Source organism: Streptomyces sp. NPDC048295 (genome assembly GCF_040652135.1).
Classification (GTDB): Bacteria; Actinomycetota; Actinomycetes; order Streptomycetales; family Streptomycetaceae; genus Streptomyces.
The window spans coordinates 1-1,751 of sequence record NZ_JBEZLL010000079.1 but is presented as its reverse complement, the minus strand read 5'-3'; the positions used below and the strand labels follow the sequence as shown (position 1 = coordinate 1,751).

Below are 1,751 nucleotides of genomic sequence, written 5' to 3'. Positions count from 1 at the left end.
CTAGGGCCATTCGTTTGGATCATGCGCGGAACAGGGGGTGGACTCGGGTGAGGACACTGCTCGTTTGAGGCGCTGGGACGATCGCGAGGCGCCGGAGAATGCGGAATCCATGGTGTGTGAGTCGTCAGCCGTAGTGCAGGACCCGCCTGTGTCTGGGCGGCCATCCGGCATCCGGCGAGCACATACCTTGCCGGAATCCGGCATGCCGAGAGTCGATGACGCCGGTATACCGTGACGGGCAACCCGGTGCCGACGTTGGCTGGGGCGGATATAGAGCGAAGGGCGGGGCGCGATGTTCTCAGTGGCTTGGGGGGTGTTCGCGACGGCCTTGGGCTGGATCGTCGCGACGGATTTCCGGGGCGCTGCCCAGCGCTTCCACGCGTTGTCCCACGCTGTCGTGCCGTTCGGCGGTGTCGGCGTTTCGGCCGTGGGCGTCGGCTTCTTCCGTCTGCTGGCAGGGGTGTTCGCCCTGGCCGGTCCGGTCGTCTTGGTAGGCGGGCTCATAGACGTGTGGCGTGGCAAGGCAGGGTCAAACAGTCTGCCCCCGGTTCCCGTCTGGTTCGTTGTGGTGGAAGCGATAATCGTCGGTGTCGTCCTTTGGAGAACCTGGCGGCGCTCTGGCTTTCTGCGCTGTGAGTGGGCTGCCGGTAATGGCCCGCGGCGTGTCGCTGTTGCTGGGCTCACGGCATCGGTTGTCGCCTTCGTCGTGACGCTGGGTTTCGGCTGGGGGACGTGGACGATGGTCAGTTGGTTGGCCGGCGGCCTATGTGGGCTCGTCCTGTTGCTGGGCGATCGTCCCGGCAAGCCGTCGGACACGGCACTGGCCTCCGCAGACTCGTCGGACGACTAGACAGTTTCGTCGAGATCGGCGGCTCGTTGGTCTGTGTGTGCCATTGACTGACGCGCAGTGGGCGCGAATCGAGCCGTTACTCCCAGATCGGACACCGCGGCGGGGTGGCCGGTGGAGGGACCACCGAGAGGTGATCGACGCGATCGCCTGGAAGTTCCAGACGGGATCGCAGTGGATCCACCTCCCCGAGAAATACGGGAACTGGCGAGGGGTCTACAACCGGCTACGGACGTGGGCCATCGACGGAACCTGGGAGCGGGTGTTCACCGCGCTGGTCGCACAGGCCGACGCCGACGAAGATCTCAACTGGACTATCTCGGTGGACTCCACAATCGTGCGCGCACACCAGCACGCGGCCGGAGCCCGCAAAAAGGGGCCCCAGCAGGCGAACCGGCAGATCACGCCATCGGCCGGTCCCGCGGTGGACTGACCACAAAGATCCACCTGGCTTCCGATGCCGATTGTCGGCCATTGGTCTTCGTTCTCACCGCCGGACAGTCCGGCGACGCACCTGCTTTCACAGATGTCATGGCCCGCCTGCGCGTTCCTCAACGGCGGGGACGGCCCCGCACCAGGCCGGACGTGGTCCTGGCCGACAAGGCGTATTCCTCCCGCGCAATCCGTGAGCATCTGCGCAAGCGCGGGATCCGCGCCGTTATCCCCGTTCCGGCCGATCAACGCGGCCACCGCCTGCGGCGCGGAAGTCGAGGCGGCAGGCCGCCGGCCTTCGACCGCGAGACGTACAAGCAGCGCAACACCGTCGAACGCTGCATCAACCGCTTGAAACAGTGGCGGGGCATCGCCACCCGCTACGAGAAGACCGCGACCGTCTATCTGGCCGGACTCCATATCGCAGGGATCTTCCTTTGGTCTGCCCGGTGATCCAAACGAATGGCCCTAG

General features: G+C 65.8%; 1 protein-coding gene and 1 pseudogene. Both read left to right on the top strand.

Going from position 1 to position 1,751, the window contains the following annotated elements:
• Positions 1 to 292: 292 nt before the first annotated feature.
• Complete coding sequence (locus tag AB0D53_RS41655) at positions 293 to 850, top strand: hypothetical protein (protein ID WP_362454752.1); 558 nt, start codon at positions 293 to 295, stop codon at positions 848 to 850.
• Between the two features lie 31 nt (positions 851 to 881).
• Positions 882 to 1,732 (top strand): annotated as a pseudogene (locus AB0D53_RS41650) (IS5 family transposase).
• Positions 1,733 to 1,751: the final 19 nt, after the last annotated feature.

Bases quoted from the DNA above. Each gene is read 5' to 3' on its own strand.
- AB0D53_RS41655 (WP_362454752.1), top strand. From the start codon at position 293: ATGTTCTCAGTGGCTTGGGGGGTGTTCGCGACGGCCTTGGGCTGGATC.